This is a genomic window from Segatella copri (assembly GCF_009494395.1).
Lineage (GTDB): Bacteria > Bacteroidota > Bacteroidia > Bacteroidales > Bacteroidaceae > Prevotella.
In genome coordinates this window covers 1-15,824 of record NZ_VZCB01000014.1, presented here as the reverse complement: position 1 = coordinate 15,824, position 15,824 = coordinate 1, and the positions used below count along the sequence as shown (strand labels likewise).

At 45.6% G+C, this 15,824-nt stretch carries 11 protein-coding genes and 1 pseudogene; 3 read left to right on the top strand and 9 right to left on the bottom strand.

Going from position 1 to position 15,824, the window contains the following annotated elements:
• Positions 1 to 8: 8 nt before the first annotated feature.
• The 8 genes from F7D73_RS01620 to F7D73_RS01585 form a co-directional block, all read right to left on the bottom strand.
• Positions 9 to 521, bottom strand: a complete 513-nt coding sequence (locus F7D73_RS01620) for an OmpH family outer membrane protein (RefSeq protein WP_153121991.1) — start codon at positions 519 to 521, stop codon at positions 9 to 11.
• A gap of 11 nt (positions 522 to 532) precedes the next feature.
• The gene (locus F7D73_RS01615; RefSeq protein ID WP_153121990.1) at positions 533 to 3,169 is read right to left on the bottom strand and encodes a BamA/OMP85 family outer membrane protein; all 2,637 of its coding nucleotides are present in this window, start codon (positions 3,167 to 3,169) and stop codon (positions 533 to 535) included.
• Positions 3,170 to 3,223: 54 nt separating this feature from the next.
• Complete coding sequence (locus F7D73_RS01610; RefSeq protein ID WP_153121989.1) at positions 3,224 to 3,976, bottom strand: isoprenyl transferase; 753 nt, start codon at positions 3,974 to 3,976, stop codon at positions 3,224 to 3,226.
• 1 nt (position 3,977) lies between these two features.
• Positions 3,978 to 4,667 (bottom strand): DUF6089 family protein, encoded by a 690-nt coding sequence (locus F7D73_RS01605; protein ID WP_153121988.1) that lies wholly within the window; start codon positions 4,665 to 4,667, stop codon positions 3,978 to 3,980.
• A 13-nt stretch (positions 4,668 to 4,680) separates the two neighbouring features.
• Complete coding sequence (locus F7D73_RS01600; RefSeq protein WP_153121987.1) at positions 4,681 to 6,066, bottom strand: DUF6242 domain-containing protein; 1,386 nt, start codon at positions 6,064 to 6,066, stop codon at positions 4,681 to 4,683.
• Positions 6,067 to 6,268: 202 nt separating this feature from the next.
• Positions 6,269 to 7,882, bottom strand: a complete 1,614-nt coding sequence (gene pckA, locus F7D73_RS01595) for a phosphoenolpyruvate carboxykinase (ATP) (RefSeq protein WP_022121513.1) — start codon at positions 7,880 to 7,882, stop codon at positions 6,269 to 6,271.
• 388 nt (positions 7,883 to 8,270) lie between these two features.
• Complete coding sequence (locus F7D73_RS01590) at positions 8,271 to 8,981, bottom strand: porin family protein (protein WP_153121986.1); 711 nt, start codon at positions 8,979 to 8,981, stop codon at positions 8,271 to 8,273.
• Between the two features lie 5 nt (positions 8,982 to 8,986).
• Positions 8,987 to 10,144: a hypothetical protein gene (locus F7D73_RS01585; RefSeq protein WP_153121985.1), complete on the bottom strand. Its 1,158-nt coding sequence runs from the start codon at positions 10,142 to 10,144 to the stop codon at positions 8,987 to 8,989.
• Positions 10,145 to 10,297: 153 nt separating this feature from the next.
• On the opposite strand from F7D73_RS01585, the pseudogene F7D73_RS01580 reads away from it, so the two are divergent.
• Positions 10,298 to 10,485, top strand: a pseudogene (locus F7D73_RS01580) (IS1380 family transposase); the annotation flags it as partial.
• Positions 10,486 to 10,871: 386 nt separating this feature from the next.
• Positions 10,872 to 11,531 carry a uracil phosphoribosyltransferase gene (upp, locus tag F7D73_RS01575; RefSeq protein ID WP_153121984.1) on the top strand — a complete coding sequence of 220 codons (660 nt, stop codon included), beginning with the start codon at positions 10,872 to 10,874 and terminating at the stop codon, positions 11,529 to 11,531.
• Between the two features lie 573 nt (positions 11,532 to 12,104).
• On the opposite strand, the gene F7D73_RS01570 is transcribed toward upp, so the two are convergent.
• Positions 12,105 to 13,766 carry a nucleoside kinase gene (locus F7D73_RS01570; RefSeq protein WP_153121983.1) on the bottom strand — a complete coding sequence of 554 codons (1,662 nt, stop codon included), beginning with the start codon at positions 13,764 to 13,766 and terminating at the stop codon, positions 12,105 to 12,107.
• 171 nt (positions 13,767 to 13,937) lie between these two features.
• Between F7D73_RS01570 and F7D73_RS01565 the strand changes: the two genes are divergently transcribed.
• A complete protein-coding gene (locus tag F7D73_RS01565; protein WP_153121982.1) occupies positions 13,938 to 15,647 on the top strand; it encodes a Na/Pi cotransporter family protein in 1,710 nt (569 codons plus the stop codon).
• Positions 15,648 to 15,824: the final 177 nt, after the last annotated feature.

The following is a 15,824-nucleotide window of genomic DNA, read 5'->3' as shown; positions in this document are numbered from 1 at the left end:
TACAATTATTATTTGGAATAACCTAATTTTTGGAGCACTTCGTTGCTAATATCTACCTTTGGCGAAGCAAAAATGATACCATTGTTGCTGGCACGGTCTATTACCAGTGTATAACCACGCAAATCTGAGATTTCCTTGACGGCATTATAAATCTCTTCCTGGATAGGTCCCATCAGTGCCTCACGCTTTTTATAGAGCTCGCCTTCAGCCCCGAAATATTTCTTTTTCAGGTCGCTTGCCTCTTTCTCTTTCTGCATGATGGCATCCTGCTTAGCCTTCTTCTGCTCCTGTGAGAGGAAGACCACTTCGTTCTGGTAGTTTTTGTACAGAGTGCTAGCCTCCGTATTCAGAGCTTCTACCTCAGCCTGCCAAAGAAGACTAGCCTGGTTCAACTGCTCGTTGGCACGCTCATAAGCTGGAATATTCTTCAGGATATATTCCATATCTACCAATGCATATTTCTGTGCATGTGCTGAGATGGCTGCTACAGCCATCATCAGCATCAATACTATTTTCTTCATAAAATTTATCTTTAGAATTCCTGACCTAAGATGAAGTGGAACTGGCTTCCACCCTTCTTATACTGGCTTCCGTTCCATACCTTGTCGAAACCGTATGCCCAGTCGATACCCATCAAACCTACCATTGGCAGGAAGATACGAACACCCACACCGGCACTACGCTTCATGCTGAATGGATTGAAGTCCTTGGTATCATACCAGGCGTTACCAGCCTCAACAAAGGTCAAACCATAAATGGTGGTATTACCCAGGAGGAATGGATAACGGAGCTCCAGTGAGAAGCGGTCGTAGGCATAAGCATAGTAACCTGTGCTGCGGCCGTATGATACAGAACCGTTCTCATAACCACGGAGACCGATAGTTTCCTCACCATAATATGATGAATAACCGCTCATACCGTCACCACCCACATAATAGGTCTCGAATGGACTCTTCTTGTACTTGTTGTAAGCACCGAGCAAACCGAGTTCTACACGGGTCATCAATACGAAGCACTTCTGCCCCTCTGTGAGTGCTGTATAAGTCTTAGACTTGAACTTCCACTTGTGATACTCTATCCAGCGATACTTCTCCTGCTGCTCCATTGAATAGGTGGCAGACTGAGAGTTGTTAGCCAGATTCTTGTAGTCCTTGTTGTCGAACGCACTCCATGGTGGAGTAAGGTTGACGCTTGCCTCGAACTCAGAACCTGTACGTGGGAAGAGCTGGTTGTCGGTTGATGTACGGTTCAATGCAATAGTCAAGTTCAAGTTGTTCGCATTACCGTTGGTCATCAACATATAGCTCCAGTTCTTCATCATGTAGCGCTGGTAAGCCAACTGCACAGACAAGGTGAAGTAATCATCCGGCCAACGGAGGCGCTTACCCCAACCGAGGCTCACACCCACCATCTGGATGTACTTGTCTGGATCGTAATAGTTCTCGTAGTTGTTATAGTAACTGGAACCATAGCCATATAAGTAACTCTGATAGTTGTACATGGCTGCACTATTGTAATAGTTGCTTGACACGTCGGTACTCTTACTGTAGTATGCACCTACGCTGAACTGGATAGGACGCTTGCCGCCAAACCAGTTGGTAGAGTAGCTAACGTTGTAGCTCTGATAGTAGGTACCGTTGGTCTGTGCACCGATACTGAGCACCTCACCGTCACCGATAGGCATGATACCACGGTGCTCCTTGTTCTTGTTGAAGAGGTTTGCCATGGAGAAGTTGTTGAGCTTCAATCCCACACGTCCGATGACACCGGTCTGACCCCAACCGAGCGAGAATTCAATCTGGTCGTTACTCTTCTGCTCCAGGTTCCAGTTTACATCTACAGTACCATCCTCAGGATTAGGCTTTACGTCTGGTGCCACCTTTTCTGCATCGAAGTGACCCATGGAAGCCAACTCACGTGCCGAACGCATCAGGGCATCCTTAGAGAAGAGATCACCTGGCTTGGTACGGAGCTCACGACGTACTACGTTCTCATAGAGACGGGTATTACCGTTGATACGTACATGGCTCAGATAAGCCTGAGGTCCTTCTGTCACGCGCATCTCCAGGTCGATGGAATCTCCGTCGATATTGATTTCGGCAGGATTGATGTTGGAGAACACGTAACCATTGTTATAATAGAGGTTGGAAACCGCATCATCGTCCTCATTGAGTCGCTTTTTCAGCAACTTCTGGTTATATACATCACCCTTCTTCATACCCAGAATGCGATCCAGATCGAAGGTATTGTATACGGTATTACCCGACCATGTGATATTTCTCAGATAATATCTCTTGCCTTCATCAACCTTGACATATACATTTACATGCTTGTCATCAAAGTTGCTCACGCTGTCTTCCAGAATCTGTGCATCGCGATAACCGTACTCGTAGTATTTCTCGATCAGTTTCTCCTTATCTTCCTTCCAACGCTCAGGTGTAAACTTCTTGGATTTGAAGAAAGTGGCAAACTTACCAGCCTCATGAGTCTTGGCAAAGGCACCCTTGGAGAAGAGTCCACCCTTGATCTTCCTGTCGCTCAGCTGCTCGTTACCATCGATGGTAATCTCGTGTACCTTGATCTTTTCCTTCTTGTCTACTATCACATCAAGGATTACCTGTCCCTTGTTAGCCACGTCATCACGCTGGTTAATCTGGATGTCGGCATTCTTGAATCCCTTGTCGTCGAAGTATTTCTTGGCAAGAATCTTGGCACGGTCCAGCATATTAGGAGTAACCTGCGTACCCTTCACCATACCGAGTTTCTGCTCCATGTCTTCACGTTCGCTCTTCTTCAAACCGATGTAATTGATGTTTGAGATACGAGGGCGAACAGCCAGATAGATGTGGAGATAGAGTTTCTCACCCACGATAGAATCGGCAGCAATAGCAACCTTCGAGAAGAGTCCATGCTTCCAGTAACGCTTTACAGCAGTAGTGATGTCGTCTCCAGGTACAGTAATCTCATCTCCTACTGTAAGTCCGGAGATACCAGTCAGCACATAGTCTTCGTATCCTTCCACACCTGATACATTGATGCCACCCAGTTTCAGCGTACGGGGTGTACCAGCATAAGAGATGTCGGGATTAACGATCTTATCTTGTGCCTGAATCTGCATACTTGCCATAACGCCTAGCAGCAGGATGAAAATCTTTCTTAGCTTGTTCATTTATACCTTATTATATATAATGTATTTTCGTTTCTTATATTGGGGGTTGTTTTTTTACTTTTCTTCCTCTTCCTCTACCTGAGCCTCAGTCTTGCCAAAGCGACGCTGGCGAGCCTGGTAACTCGCAATAGCCTTGTGCAGACACTCCTCGTTGAAGTCTGGCCAGTAAGTATCGCAGAAATACAACTCTGAATATGCAATCTGCCACAACAGATAGTTGCTGATACGCAACTCGCCACCTGTACGGATCAGGAGGTCTGGGTCTGGCATGAAGTTGGTCTCCAGATGCTTCTCAAAGTTCTCCTCGGTCAGCATCTTCTCTACTTCCTCATAGCTGGTGCCCTTCTCCATGGCTTCCTTCACGGTTTCCTTCATCGCCTTCATGATTTCCCAGCGTGAAGAGTAGCTCAGGGCTACCACCATGGTCATGGCATCATTCTTGGCAGTATGATCCATTGTTTCCTGCAACTTATCCTGCACCGCCTGTGGCAATCGCTTCATATCGCCTATCACCTGGAAACGTACATTGTTCTTCATGAAGATTTCATCTTCCAGTGAAGACAGTACCAGTCCCATCAAGGCAGAAATCTCGTCGGCAGGACGGTTCCAGTTTTCGGTAGAGAAGGTATAGAGGGTAAGGAATTTCACACCCAAGCGAGTACATTCTGAGGTAATGCAACGCACTGCGTCCACTCCTGCCTGATGACCATAACTGCGGTCCTTGCCTCTTTCTGTTGCCCAGCGTCCATTGCCGTCCATGATGATGGCGATGTGCTCAGGTATTCTGTTCATATCCAAGTTGTCCATATTAATCTTCTTTATTACAAGTTCTACATTTTGCACTGAAACTATAGGTCAGCGACACCTGCAGCGTTGAGTAGCAGTCGGTATTCTTGAAAGCTCCGCTACTGCTTACCCAGTAAGGGTCTTTCACTCCATCCAGCTCATCGCTCAGCGAGAAATGGATGGTCCAATCCAGTCCTACGTTCAGTCGTTCACTTACTTTATATTTTGCGCCTATACCCAGGGGGATATTGGCAGTAAACACATTCTTTTCGCTTCCCGTCGCATAGGTGGCTCCCAGACCACCAAAGATGAACGGCACCAGCGGCTTGGCTCCCCGATAATCTCTACCCGTACCGTATGGCCAGAAGTTATACTCGAACACGAAGCTGGCATCTACCAGCGTATTGTTAAACGAGTAAGGCTGCCCGGCATAGTCAGGGAAATAAGAATCCACATTGTCAGAAGATCCTTTTATCTTGCCGAAGCCAATATTCAGCCGCAGGTCTTTGTATGGGTCGATATTATATCGACCCACAACGGCAGCCATCGGCTGCATATTCTTGAAAATGCTGCCATTAAAGTCGCCCTCATACGCCATAGTACCTATGCCCGCACCTATCTCCAATCGATATTGCGGGTCATCCTGCGCTTGCGCCTTCTGAACGGAAAGCAAGCTGATGAGAAGCAACAGGCTGCATAAGTTACGAATCATGACTACATTTCAGTTATTCAAAAATAGTCTGGTCCTTGCGCCAGCCATCACGATTGAAGCGGCCTTTCCAGACATTACCACCACGAATCAGCCAATAGTAATTGTTGGCATCACGACAGAAACCGATGCTGCTGTTAACGTTAAAGGTAAAGGCTGCAGGCAGAGTAACCAGAGAGTCAACCTTCCAGCTAACTCCGTTATCCTTGCTCTTATACCATTTGCCATTGCTGCCCACAGCAACAAAGCCTGTATCTGCTGCACAGGTCAATACCTGATCCATCATCGGCATCTTGTATGGCTGATGGCTGTCGAGTTCGAAGTAATTCCACTCATTGTCAGCAGCATCAGCATCATTGTCTACTACGTGGTTCCAGATAGTAGCGATAGAGTCGCCATAACTCTTGTCACGAGTACCCATCAGCATGAGATACTCCACGTTCTTGGTAGAGCGAATGCTGGTAGAGCACATAGAGAGATTATTTGTTGGCAGATAATCAACGCTCTTGTCAAGCGCCAAAGCTGTCCAGCTGGCACCCTGATCCTTTGAAACAGAGATACCGGCAGCAGTATAGGCATAAAGGTTCTTGCTACTGGCGCCTACCATCAGTTTGAGAGAAGCATCGCTTCCCTTCTCCTGCCAGTTGCTGCCATCTGCAGAAGCATATACCTTTCCGTCTGACAAGATATAGAGGTTATTACCCATAGCCACCGCATTCTGATAGTCATCCGCACCGAAAGCGATATTGGCGGTAATCTCCTGCCATCCCATACCATCGGTATTGGCAGTCTTGTAAATCTTCAATCCCTCAGCATTCTTGCCGAATACATAGATATTGCTGCCCAGCGAAACCATCTTCAGATGGCTGAGCTGAGAGAGCACAGTATTCTGCTGAGCCTTCTCCTGCCAGTTGAACACATCACCCTTTTCCTGATGGATGTTTACCTTCACGGTATATGTAGCATAGGCAGTGAAGTCGTTGTTGTAAACACGGATGAGTCTTGGCTTGGAGAAATTGATAGAGTCTGTGCTGGAATAAGTGATGAGCGAATCTGGCTTATCCATATCCTGCAACACGACAAGGCTACTATTCTTGCTTGTAATAGTAGCCAGCATAGCCGAATCCCTCACTCCGCATGGTAAGGAATCAACATTATAAATCTGGCGTGTAGCCTGATCAATATAAAATTTATAATTAGCGCCTGCCACAACAGCTTTATACAAGGAATCCTTGGTACCATCCTTGGTCTTGCCCCACTGATCGAGTGATCCCAGAGAAAACGCCGTAATAGCAGTATCATGTGTATATTCTACATTTAAATTATCGTCGCTGCTCAAACATGAAGAGAGCGATAAAGTAGCTGCCAGCAGCACTACGAAAGCTAAAAACTTCCTTTTCATTCTATCCAATTTTTCTTTTTAGCTGCAAATTTACAGAGAATTCTTCAAAAACTCGCCCTTTTCTCCTTATTATTATGCAAATTATTCATTTTAGGCGCATTTTTTAAGTTTTTTAGTGATTTAGAGGTATAAAAACGAAGAAATCCCGCTTCTCTTGCGAGAAAACGGGATTCCATATTTAGCATGAATTCGAAGAGTCGAATTAGAGCTGTGGACCAGCAGCAACGAGAGCCTTACCAGCCTCGTTTGTCTCATACTTCTTGAAGTTCTTGATGAAACGAGCAGCCAAATCCTTAGCCTTCTCCTCCCACTGAGAAGCCTCAGCGTATGTATCACGTGGATCGAGGATCTTAGGATCTACACCTTCCAACTGTGTAGGAACTACGAAGTTGAAGAATGGGATAGTCTTTGTAGGAGCTGCGTCGATTGAGTGGTCGAGGATAGCGTCGATGATACCACGTGTATCGCGGATAGAGATACGCTTGCCTGTACCGTTCCAACCTGTGTTAACCAAGTATGCCTTAGCACCAGACTTCTGCATCTTCTTTACCAACTCCTCAGCGTACTTAGTTGGGTGCAACTCCAAGAATGCCTGACCGAAGCAAGCAGAGAATGTTGGAGTAGGCTCGGTGATACCGCGCTCTGTACCAGCCAACTTAGCTGTGAAGCCAGAGAGGAAGTAATACTTAGTCTGCTCAGCGTTCAAGATAGATACTGGTGGCAATACACCGAATGCATCTGCTGAGAGGAAGATAACCTGCTTAGCAGCTGGACCCTGAGAGAATGGACGCTGGATGTTCTTGATGTGGTAGATAGGATAAGATACACGAGTATTCTCGGTAACAGTCTTATCTGCGAAGTCAATCTTACCATCCTTAGCTACAGTTACGTTCTCGAGGAGAGCGTCACGTGTGATAGCACCGTAGATGTCTGGCTCAGACTCCTTGTCGAGGTTGATAACCTTAGCGTAGCAACCACCTTCGAAGTTGAACACACCCTCGTCGTCCCATCCGTGCTCATCGTCACCGATCAACTTACGCTTAGGGTCTGTTGACAATGTAGTCTTACCTGTACCAGAAAGACCGAAGAAGATAGCAGTGTTCTCACCGTTCATATCTGTGTTGGCAGAGCAGTGCATAGAAGCCATACCCTTCAATGGCAAGAAGTAGTTCATCATAGAGAACATACCCTTCTTCATCTCACCACCATACCATGTGTTGATGATAACCTGCTCCTTAGAAGTTACGTTGAATACAACGGCTGTCTCTGAGTGGAGACCCAACTCCTTCCAGTTCTCAACCTTTGCCTTAGAAGCATTGTAAACGATGAAGTCTGGCTCCTGATCGAACTCAGCCTCGTTCTGAGGACGGATGAACATATTTGTTACGAAGTGTGCCTGCCATGCTACCTCAACGATGAAACGTACCTTCATACGTGTATCCTTGTGTGTACCGCAGAAACCATCTACTACGAACAACTTCTTGTTAGAAAGCTCCTTCTTAGCGATCTCCTTAACGGCATTCCAAGCCTCTGGAGTAGCCTTGTGGTTATCGTTGTGATATTCCTCAGAATCCCACCATACAGTGTCGTGAGATGTAGCATCGTCAACGATGAACTTGTCTTTAGGAGAACGACCAGTGTAAATACCAGTCATTACGTTAACTGCACCGAGCTCAGTCTCCTGACCAACCTCAAAACCCTCGAGACCTTCCTTAGTCTCCTCATTGAACAATACCTCATAAGAAGGATTGTAGAGAACCTCAGTTGTACCTGTGATTCCGTACTTTGCTAAAACTGACTTATCAAACTTTGCCATTTTTTTAAATGTATTTAAGTTGTGAAATATTTATTCTGAAACTTATCCTTTTTTAATTGGATTCTCCAAAGAACCCCTTTTTCCTAAAACCGCCGCAAAGTTACGAAAAATATGTTTTATAACAAAGTTTCTCGCATATAAATAATATATTTTAAAATCTTTTTTGGTTAAAGAAATTAAAATCGCTCCATTTCGTCTATAATTTGCCACGTTGACTTTGCAAATATTCGTTGCTGTTCTTTATCCGGAAGTTGCATTTTTCTACGAGATTCCACCTATTTAATATATACGGCTTTAATATATACGACAACTGGATTTAACTTGAATTTAATATATACCCTTAAATCTGCCCAGCCCTCCACAGGGTTTGTCGGGTGCGCCTTTCTATCTATAGCGTGAACTTATATCCTGCCGTGATATATATGGCATGGTTGCGTGCCGTTGGAGAGTCGTTGAAGCCCCAGCCACCGGGGTTGTCTGTCTTCAGACTGATAGCCTGTCGCAGTTCGAAACAATAGGAGGCGTCGAGGGTGATGTGTCGCCATTCGTAGCTCACTCCAAGGGGAATGCCAATAACAACATTGCGGAATTTACTGCTTACATCCTCCGATTTCTTCTCTTGGTACGATTCCCATAGGTACATTGATGATATGTCGTTGCCGAGGTTCATCGTGCGTATGCTGTGTATAGTCATCTTATCCTTTGCCGAGAGGAGTATGCCAGCCTGCACACCAATATGTGCAGCCAATCCTTTCACACCAGAGAAGTATGTCTTGATTTGTAGAGGCACGGAGAGATACGTCACGTCAAGTTTTTCATCGGCAGACGCATATTTCTCTTTCTGTTTCTCAAGTCCAGTACCTATCAGGCTGAAGTCTGCTCCCGTAAGCAGAGAAAAATTCTGCGACAAAGGAAACTCAACGCTTGCTCCAACAGTATATCCGGCTTTCCATTTCTCTGCTACCGTTAGTGCAGCGCCATTCATCTTGGCTATTGTTACGCCTGCATGTGGAATGACAGACACGTGGCGACTTTCGTTTTGAGCTGTTGTCCACATAGGCAACAACATCATGATAACGACTGTTATGATATGTTTCATTGAAATTATTTTTGTTTATAGGTATAACATTCTGTTGAATTACCATGCTCGCGCGTAAGCTTCATACTGTTTTCAGTCTTGTCGCTTATGGTCCATGTTTCTGTATAACTGTATTTTGGGGAAAGGAGACCGGTCAAGTCTGCTGCAATAGTGATGTTGTCATCCTTCAACATGAAGCATTGGTCGTAGAGCTGACTTCCAAACCTATCCCATTTGCATATTTTGTGATTTTCTGAAAAAGCTAATGTGTGGCAAAACTGCTTGTTCCAATCATCACCATTGAGAATGTCAATATCGGTAACATTCTCACCATTGATCATGTGCGTATAGTGGATGGTTTCCCACTTGCCAAGCAGTCCTGCAGGCACAGGGGTCTTCATAATCTCGTCGGCTCGCATCATCTCATCAGGAACATCTTTCTTCACGAAGTGTTCCACTTGGTGACTGTTGTTATTGCGGTCAATGGCAAGTAATGAGTTGCTGCCTACGGCATACACCATCCATTGTGAACCCAAAGAAGAGATGACACAGCCATTGCCATTAAGTATCACCTCTGCCGAATGATATTCCACTGAATAATATTTTTCCTCACTATACAAACATGTCAAATCAGAGATGTTTCCTTCATTATCGATATAGAAGCCTGTGCCGTTCTCGTTATCATGTTCCCAATAACCCGTGATGTCAGCCATCGTGTAACCCGACATTTTCATGCCCTCAAGTTCGGTGATCATCTCGTTTCCATTTCCAGGGAGGGATGTCAGCTTATAGAAAGGCACTACAGATGTTTTTCCTTTATACGCAAGATACATTGTTCTGTCATTGTTTCCCGCCACTGTCACATTATAATAGGCGCCTTTGCTGATAGGAAGTTGCATCTCGTAGTGATTGCCGTTCACGCTCCATTTACCTGTTTTAAAACCCAGTTGATAAGGATTAGCGGTTTCACCGGTATATAACCATTCGCTGACAGTCTCGTCACTGTGTACCACGATGCCCTGAATGGCACCATCGCCATTGATGTCACCATCGGCTATTTGCCAATAACCGGTAATCGGGATGTTAATATCAGGGGAGAGACCGGTTTGGTCGTCACTGCATGATGTCAATATAATGATGACAAGCAGGCATTGGGAAAGAAATGCGAAACAAGTACGTTTCATGGTTTTGTTTTTATTTTATCTTAATTCCGCAACACTATTATAACTTAAACTTTTTAAGTACCTGAGCAACAAAAAGTTGCCAAGGACTTTGTCATGTCGAAGAATTCACTTATCTTAGTGTTGCATAACAAACAAGAGAATTCAACGATAGACATGGCAAAGATACAAATAAAATCTGAGAAACTCACACCTTTTGGAGTTTTTTTTCAATCATGGAGCAATTTGACTCCACATTGTCTACAGTAATCGATAAGACCCTCAGTCTAAGGTGTAGATCGTCCGGTTATCGGTACAGCGAAATCATCCGTTCTCTCATGAGTATCTACTTCTGTGGTGGCTCATTCCGAATGAGTATTTCTTGAAATTGGCAAGGGTGAGATGGATGGTAACAATGTTGCGTCTTATATGATGCAAGGAAGCAACCATAACGATGCAAGAAACCCTTATTTATGATTGCATGACATATGACATGCGATTATACGACACTTGTCATACGATTGGATGACAAATGCCGTATAATCACACGACATATGCCAATGTATAAATAAACCTAATATTTGACACCACCTAAGCTACAAAAAGTTGCCCAAACATTTTGTAGTTTCCGAGATTTGTACTATCTTTGCATAAGATAAGCTGCACTCGGCAATCCGAAAGCAAGCTTTCATTGCACTCGCTTGCATTATCTTTGCAACAATTTAGACAACAGAATTAAATACTACGACTTATGAAAATAAATAATCTAAGCGAACACAATTGCATCATCAACCGCTACCTGGCAGAGATGCGCGATTGTGATTATCAAAAGAACCGACTCCTCTTCCGCAACAATATCAAGAGAATCGGTGAGTATGAGGCTTTCGAGATTTCAAAGACTCTCAATTACGAGAACAGAGACGTGACTACCCCGCTCGGTGTAGCCCAGGTTAATTTCCCTACAGACGAGATTGTCATCGGTACTATCTTCCGTGCCGGACTTCCTTTCCACGAGGGTTTCCTCAACATCTTCGACCATTCAGGCAATGCCTTTGTGAGCGCCTACCGCGAATATACCAACAAGGAGCATACCGAGATTGGCGTACATATCGAGTATCTGGCTACTCCAGACCTTACCGGCAAGACGCTCATCATCGCCGACCCTATGCTGGCTACAGGTATCAGCATGGAGATGGGCATGAAGGCATTCCTTACCAAGGGAAATCCTAAGCATATCCACGTGGCTTGCGTCCTTGCCGCTCCAGAAGGAATCGAGCACGTTAAGAAAACTTTCCCGGAGGATAAGACAACCATCTGGTGTGCATCTATCGATGAGGGACTGAACGAGCACAAATACATCGTTCCGGGCTTCGGCGATGCCGGAGACCTCTGCTACGGAAGCAAGCTCTAAAGCGGAAAGTGGCTGTATAGAAAGCCACTTTCCTTTTTACTCTTCACTCTTCACATATTGGTATTAACCCATTAAATATCAACACATTAAACAGGTGAAGAGTCAGGCCTCACTCTTCACCACTCTTCACCACTCTTCACCTTATGCAAGGTATAAACGCGGAGCCGCTTACTTATCACGAAGTTCAGCCATCATTGAAGACAGATATTGGTCATTATAGATGACTAAACATAGTTTAAATAAAAGGGGTTACGCCCTCAAAAAGAATCAGGGTGAAGAGTGGTGAAGAGTGGTGAAGAGTCGGGCTTGTCTCTTCACGCACAATACCCTTTGTATATCAACCACTTACACCCAAGATGTGAAGAGTGAAGAGTAAAAGCGAGAGTAGCGTTATATCCACAGGAATACGATGCGACAACGCTTGCCTTCAATATTTCTTCACGACACAAAAAATTACGCCCGGCAATGGCACAATATTGCCCCAGCCGAGGGCAATATTGTGCCATAACCAGGCAAAAAGTGGAATGAGGCTTACTTCATTTCGCAAAGACGCCCTTTCCTTTCTCCAATCTCCTAATAATGGAAAGAACTTCCGCCTAGAAATTCTCGCAATAGGGAAGTTGGAGGCAGATTATTGTAAGGGATTCCCTTGAAATACTTCAGGAATTTCAGCAGTCTGTAAGCTTCCGCATATTCCTCGCAGTTTTCCGGAACCTGCTGCAGCAATGGTTCCGCCTGCATCTTGAGCACGGACAGCTCATAGAGCATCGCCGTATTGAGCATCGCATCGGCATTCTCCTGGAACGGGAATATCCATTTGTTCTCGCCAGCTCTTACCGATGGCCAGCGGTGAATGGTTTCCTGAGCCGATACACCTCTATATTTATAGTCGCGGATGATGCGACGCAGCAGCCGGTTGTCGGTTGTCGGAATATAATTATGATTATCCAGCAGGATGGTAGTCAATGCCGAAGCATATACGCGGTAAATCTGCTCTTCCGGAATATGCGCCGTCAGTTCAGGGTTCAGGGCGTGGATTCCCTCTACCACCAGCACATTGTTAGGCTCCAGCTTCAGCTTCTTTCCGCTCTTGATGCTCTTGCCTGAAGGAAAATCATATTTCGGCAATTCCACCTCCTCGCCACGGAACAGAGCATTAAACTGGTCGTTGAGTAAGTCGAGATTCAACGCATAGATGCTCTCAAAATCATATTCTCCATTCTCATCCTTCGGGGTCTTATCCCTATCCACGAAATAATCATCGAGCGAAATCTGCAACGGTTTCAGTCCGTTTACGGCAAGCTGAATGCTCAGACGCTTGCAGGATGTAGTCTTGCCGGAAGACGAAGGACCGGCAAGAAGCACGAGCTTCACACCCTTACGCTGGGCAATATCCTCAGCAATCTTAGCCAGTTTCTTCTCCTGCAGCGCCTCGCTGATATTGATGATGTCGGTAGCATGACCGGCTTCGATAGCCTGATTGAAGTCGCCCACGGTTCTGATACCCAGGATTTCCTGCCAGCGATGATGCTCCTTGAAGATATCGAACATCTTGTCCTGCCGGGTCATCTCGCCCAGCTCGTCCGGGTTCTTGAGCGAAGGAATGCGCAGGAGCATGCCGTCATAATACTTCTCCAAGCCGAAGAGATAGAGCTGGGAGGTGTTGGTGAGCAATGTTCCGTAATAGTAGTCTACGTATTCACCTATTTTATAATAGGTAGTATAGATAGAGCCCGAAGTCTTGAGCAGTTTTACTTTTTCCACATCTCCCTTTTCCTGGAAGAGGGTGATGGCATCTTCCGTAGGAACGGTGAATCGGCGAATCGGCATCCTGGCATCAATAATCTCCTGCATACGACAGCGGATGATATTCACATCCTCATCCACAACCGGACGACCGAGACGGATATCCACATAGAAACCGTTGGAAACCGGAATATCAATCACCACGTCTGTAGCCGGATAGATATCCTGCACCGCCTTGCAAAGTACGAAGAAGAGGGTGCGGGTATAGGCACGGGAACCTGACGCAGTTGTCATATCCAGAAATTCTACATCCTTACTGTTATATACACGATAATGCATGCCCTCAACCTTATTATTTACCCTTGCAGAGACGGGTCCGTGGGTCATTTTGAGGTCAAATGAAGAAAAAACATCAAAAAGTGTGCTTCCAATTTCGACTTTCTGAGTTTTTTTATTATTTTTGCAACGGATTTGAATTACTTGTTTCATTTGCATTAAAAAAATGTTACAAAGTTACACAATCTACTGCCCGTCCAGCCCTTCCTAAAAGCTGTTTCGGGGCATCAACCTACTCCCCGGAGAGGAGCACGCTTACAGAGCGTAAAGTTACGAAGAAATTCGGATACTTCTTGTTTTTGACAACATTAATTAAGTTATAATATGTCTATTTGGATATTTTTCAGGCTTATTGGAGCACTCGCCCTACTTATGTTTGGTATGAAGACCATGAGCGATAGTTTGCAGAAGATGGCTGGACCTCAGCTCCGCCATGTGTTAGGAACGATGACCACCAATCGTGTGACGGGCATCCTCTCGGGTACGCTCATCACAGCTGCGGTGCAGTCTTCTACGGCTACAACGGTGATGACGGTATCATTCGTCAACGCAGGTCTCCTTACCCTCGCCCAGGCTATTTCGGTCATCATGGGTGCCAATATCGGAACCACGCTTACCGCCTGGATTATGAGTGCCGGCTTCTCGTTCAATATCACCGACTTTGTATGGCCTGCATTCTTCATTGCCATTATCCTGATTTACAGTAAGAAGCGCAAGATTATCGGCGACTTCATCTTTGGTATATCCTTTATGTTCCTTGGTTTGGGTACTCTTCGCCAAACCGGTATTGATATGGACCTGGCTCATAACCAGCCAGTTCTTGATTTCTTCGCAAGTTTTGATCCTCACAGTTTCCAGACTACCATCACCTTCCTGCTCATTGGTAGTATACTGACCATGTGCGTACAGAGTTCAGCAGCCGTCATGGCGATTACGATGATTCTCTGTTCTACCGGCGTATTGCCTATCTATCAAGGCATTGCGCTCGTAATGGGTGAGAACATCGGTACCACCGTAACTTCCAACGTGGCAGCACTTACCGCCAATACGCAGGCCCGGAGAGCGGCGATGGCTCACATGGTGTTCAACATCTTCGGTGTGCTGTGGATACTCTGCGTGTTCCGTCCGTTCATCCACCTGGTTTGCGGTTGGGTAGGTTTCGACGATGCCATGGAGAAGAACGATCCTCATTTCGTTGCCAATGCAGCCAAGCTCTCCTTCGTGCTTGCCGCCTTCCATACCACGTTCAACCTCTCCAACACCTTTATCCTGGTATGGTTTGTCCCACAGATTGAGAAGCTGGTATGCAAGATTATCCGTCCTAAGAAGAATGCCGACGAGGACGACTTCCGCCTGCGCTTCATCCAGAGTGGTATCATGAAGACTCCGGAAATCTCTGTACTGGAGGCTCAGAAGGAAATCCACTGTTTCGCCGAGCGTATCCAGCGCATGTTCGGTATGGTGAAGGAGCTTCTTGGCGAAACCAACGAGGATAAGTTCATCAAGCTCTATACCCGCATCGAGAAATACGAGGGCATCTCTGACAACATGGAGATTGAGATTGCCAAGTATCTTGACCAGGTGAGCGATTCTCATCTTTCTGACGAGACCAAGGCAAAGATCCGTGCCATGCTCCGTGAGATTTCTGAAATCGAGAGTATCGGTGACAGCTGTTTCAACATCGCCCGCACGCTCAACCGCCGTTTCAAAGGCAAGGAAGACTTCATCACTTCGCAGTATGAGCACATGCATCAGATGATGGAGCTTACCGACAACGCCCTCACCCAGATGAACATCACTCTCGTAGGTCATAAGGGGGACAACGATGCCAACCTCTCTTTCAACATCGAGAACGAAATCAACAACTATCGCAATCAGTTGAAGAGCCAGAACATCAACGATGTAAACAACCATCTCTACACCTACGCCATCGGTACGATGTATATGGACATCATCCAGGAATGCGAGAAGCTCGGCGACTACGTGGTGAACGTAGTGGAGGCTCGAATGGGTGTAAGACAGCATGAGGCATAACACCTCTTTATATATATCAGAAAAAGCTTCAAACCGTCGTTGCGGTTTGAAGCTTTTACTGTTTCATGAGGTTCCATTTGGAGGAAATAAGCCGTTTACAATGTGTAAAAATCCGTTAAAACGGGGGAGACCGTCCGAAAACTTAATTAGGGAAGCAAACAACTGAATTGAGCATTT

Bases quoted from the DNA above. Each gene is read 5' to 3' on its own strand.
- F7D73_RS01620 (WP_153121991.1), bottom strand. From the start codon at position 521: ATGAAGAAAATAGTATTGATGCTGATGATGGCTGTAGCAGCCATCTCA.
- F7D73_RS01615 (WP_153121990.1), bottom strand. From the start codon at position 3,169: ATGAACAAGCTAAGAAAGATTTTCATCCTGCTGCTAGGCGTTATGGCA.
- F7D73_RS01610 (WP_153121989.1), bottom strand. From the start codon at position 3,976: ATGGACAACTTGGATATGAACAGAATACCTGAGCACATCGCCATCATC.
- F7D73_RS01605 (WP_153121988.1), bottom strand. From the start codon at position 4,667: ATGATTCGTAACTTATGCAGCCTGTTGCTTCTCATCAGCTTGCTTTCC.
- F7D73_RS01600 (WP_153121987.1), bottom strand. From the start codon at position 6,066: ATGAAAAGGAAGTTTTTAGCTTTCGTAGTGCTGCTGGCAGCTACTTTA.
- pckA (WP_022121513.1), bottom strand. From the start codon at position 7,882: ATGGCAAAGTTTGATAAGTCAGTTTTAGCAAAGTACGGAATCACAGGT.
- F7D73_RS01590 (WP_153121986.1), bottom strand. From the start codon at position 8,981: ATGAAACATATCATAACAGTCGTTATCATGATGTTGTTGCCTATGTGG.
- F7D73_RS01585 (WP_153121985.1), bottom strand. From the start codon at position 10,144: ATGAAACGTACTTGTTTCGCATTTCTTTCCCAATGCCTGCTTGTCATC.
- upp (WP_153121984.1), top strand. From the start codon at position 10,872: ATGAAAATAAATAATCTAAGCGAACACAATTGCATCATCAACCGCTAC.
- F7D73_RS01570 (WP_153121983.1), bottom strand. From the start codon at position 13,766: ATGAAACAAGTAATTCAAATCCGTTGCAAAAATAATAAAAAAACTCAG.
- F7D73_RS01565 (WP_153121982.1), top strand. From the start codon at position 13,938: ATGTCTATTTGGATATTTTTCAGGCTTATTGGAGCACTCGCCCTACTT.